Origin of the sequence: Cupriavidus sp. HPC(L) (assembly GCF_000307735.3) — a bacterium.
Taxonomy (GTDB): Bacteria; Pseudomonadota; Gammaproteobacteria; order Burkholderiales; family Burkholderiaceae; genus Cupriavidus.
Genome location: NZ_AMPR02000316.1, coordinates 1 through 2,426, shown reverse-complemented (window position 1 = coordinate 2,426; position 2,426 = coordinate 1). Strand labels below are relative to the sequence as shown.

Sequence of the window (2,426 nt, the reverse complement as noted above, 5' to 3'; positions counted from 1 at the left end):
CGGCCAGCGGTGCGGGCAGGGCGCGCTTCGCCACGGGAACGATCCTTTGCCGGACCGGCTTACTCGTAGGCGAAGATGCTGCCCAGCTTGTCCATGCGCTCCAGGGCCATGCCCGAGCCGCGCACCACGCAGGTCAACGGATCCTCGGCGACCAGCACCGGCAGGCCGGTTTCCTCGGCCAGCAGGCGGTCCAGGTCGCGCAGCAGCGCGCCGCCGCCGGTCAGCGTGATGCCACGCTCGGCGATGTCCGCGCCCAGTTCGGGCGGGGTCTGCTCCAGGCCGATCTTGACGGTGGAGACGATCTGGTTCAGCGGATCGGTCAGCGCTTCCAGGATCTCGTTGGACGAGACCGTGAACGCGCGCGGGATGCCCTCGGACAGGTTGCGGCCCTTGACCTCCATCTCGCGCACTTCCGAACCCGGGAAGGCGGAGCCGATTTCCTTCTTGATCGCTTCGGCGGTCTGCTCGCCGATCAGCATGCCGTAGTTGCGGCGGATGTAATTGACGATGGCCTCGTCGAACTTGTCGCCGCCGACGCGCACCGAGCCCTTGTAGACCATGCCGCCCAGCGAGATGATGCCGACTTCGGTGGTGCCGCCGCCGATATCGACGACCATCGAGCCCGACGGCTCGGACACCGGCAGGCCGGCGCCGATCGCGGCGGCCATCGGTTCCTCGATCAGGTAGACCTGCGAGGCGCCGGCGCCCAGCGCCGACTCGCGGATCGCGCGGCGCTCGACCTGGGTCGAACCGCACGGCACGCAGATGATGATGCGCGGCGACGGACGCAGCAGCTTGCTGTCGTGCACCATCTTGATGAACTGCTTGAGCATCTGCTCGGTGACGGTGAAGTCGGCGATCACGCCGTCCTTCATCGGGCGGATCGCCTCGATGTTGCCCGGCACCTTGCCCAGCATCTGCTTGGCTTCCTTGCCGACTGCCTGAATGGTCTTCTTGGCGTTCGGGCCGCCGCCCAGGTGGATCGCGACCACCGACGGTTCGTCCAGCACGATGCCCTTGTCACGCATGTAGATCAGCGTGTTGGCGGTGCCGAGGTCGATCGCGAGATCGTTGGAGAAGTAGCTGCGGAGAAATCCGAACATCAGGAGTCCTGTTTTCTGGTGGGTTCGCAGGTATGCGAAGCGGCCGGCGCCAGTCGTTGGCGCCGGCCGCGAAATTCATATGTCGTCGATGGAAACGGCGCGCGTCGTCCGCGCATCCACGGTCCCGCCCATGCCGTTGCGGTGCGCCAGGCGAACCGCGACAGTGCTGGGGGAATGGGCCCGCCGAGCCGGCGGAACGCACTCCCACGGGAACCTTTGATTAGACGGCGCCAGAAAGTTCGCCAAACTTCATTTGGCGGATGGCCGGACGGTGGTCCGGGCGCCACAGACCCGGCACCCAAGATGGGGCAGCAGCGAGTCGGTCTAATCGGAGGATCCTGGTCCGGGCCCCGCGGGCAGTCGGGTCCGGCATCCTTCAGCGGCCGGGTCCTGGGTCCCAAGCGGCGAAGGCGCCGCCAGGGGCGGCGGCAAAACGGAATGATACCTTATAATTCCGCGTGTTTCGGCGGCAAATTGCCCTGAAAAAACCTGTAATTCTGACGATTGTGGGGCGCCGCGCGCGGCACATTCTCCGGGCTGACGCCGGGCCGGCAAGGGCCCCGACAGGGCGCTGCCCGAGGCGCGCCGGCCCGGCCCGGTTCAGCGCCTCCCGACTATCTCCGTACGGTCGCCACGGTCGTCATTCTCCCGGTTCGTCCCGGCCTGTCGCCGGACTGCCGGGCCCTCTGGAATTCCTCGCACCCACGCCATGGCACTCGAGCTATCCGACGTCAAGCGCATCGCCCATCTTGCCCGCATCGACATCAGCGATGACGAAGCCGGCCAGACGCTCGGGCAATTGAATCAATTCTTCTCGCTGGTCGAGCAGATGCAGGCGGTCGACACCAGCGGCGTCGCACCGCTGGCGCATCCGCTGTCGGCGGTACGCGAAATGCAGCAGCGGCTGCGCGACGACGTCGTCACCGAGCCCAACCGGCGCGACGACTACCAGCGTCCGGCCCCGGCCACCGAGGCCGGCCTGTATCTGGTGCCAAAGGTGATCGAATAACGGTCCCACGCCCGGCTCGCCGACGTCGTCCGGCCTTTCCGTATCGGCGTACCGGTACGCACGGCGGCGTCTCCTGAATAGATCCGGCCCGCGCAGCGATGCGCCGCGGGCCGTTCTCCGAAGCTCTTCCGACACTCCATGTCTTCCTCCGCTTCCTCCTTCCCGGTCGGTTCGACCGTGACCTCGCTGCGCCAGATCGCCGATGCGCTTGCCGCCGGCGCGGTGTCGGCCGAAGAACTGGCGCGCGACTATCTGGCCCGCATCGAGCAGGCCAGTGCGCTGAACGCCTACATCCATGTCGACGCCGAACTGAC

2 protein-coding genes are annotated in these 2,426 nt (G+C 67.0%); one reads left to right on the top strand and one right to left on the bottom strand.

From position 1 onward, the window contains the following. Positions 1–59 precede the first annotated feature (59 nt). Complete coding sequence (locus B551_RS16455; RefSeq protein ID WP_023264573.1) at positions 60–1,103, bottom strand: rod shape-determining protein; 1,044 nt, start codon at positions 1,101–1,103, stop codon at positions 60–62. A 709-nt stretch (positions 1,104–1,812) separates the two neighbouring features. Between B551_RS16455 and gatC the strand changes: the two genes are divergently transcribed. After that, a complete protein-coding gene (gene gatC / locus B551_RS16450; RefSeq protein WP_006580203.1) occupies positions 1,813–2,112 on the top strand; it encodes an Asp-tRNA(Asn)/Glu-tRNA(Gln) amidotransferase subunit GatC in 300 nt (99 codons plus the stop codon). The last annotated feature ends 314 nt before the right edge of the window (positions 2,113–2,426 follow it).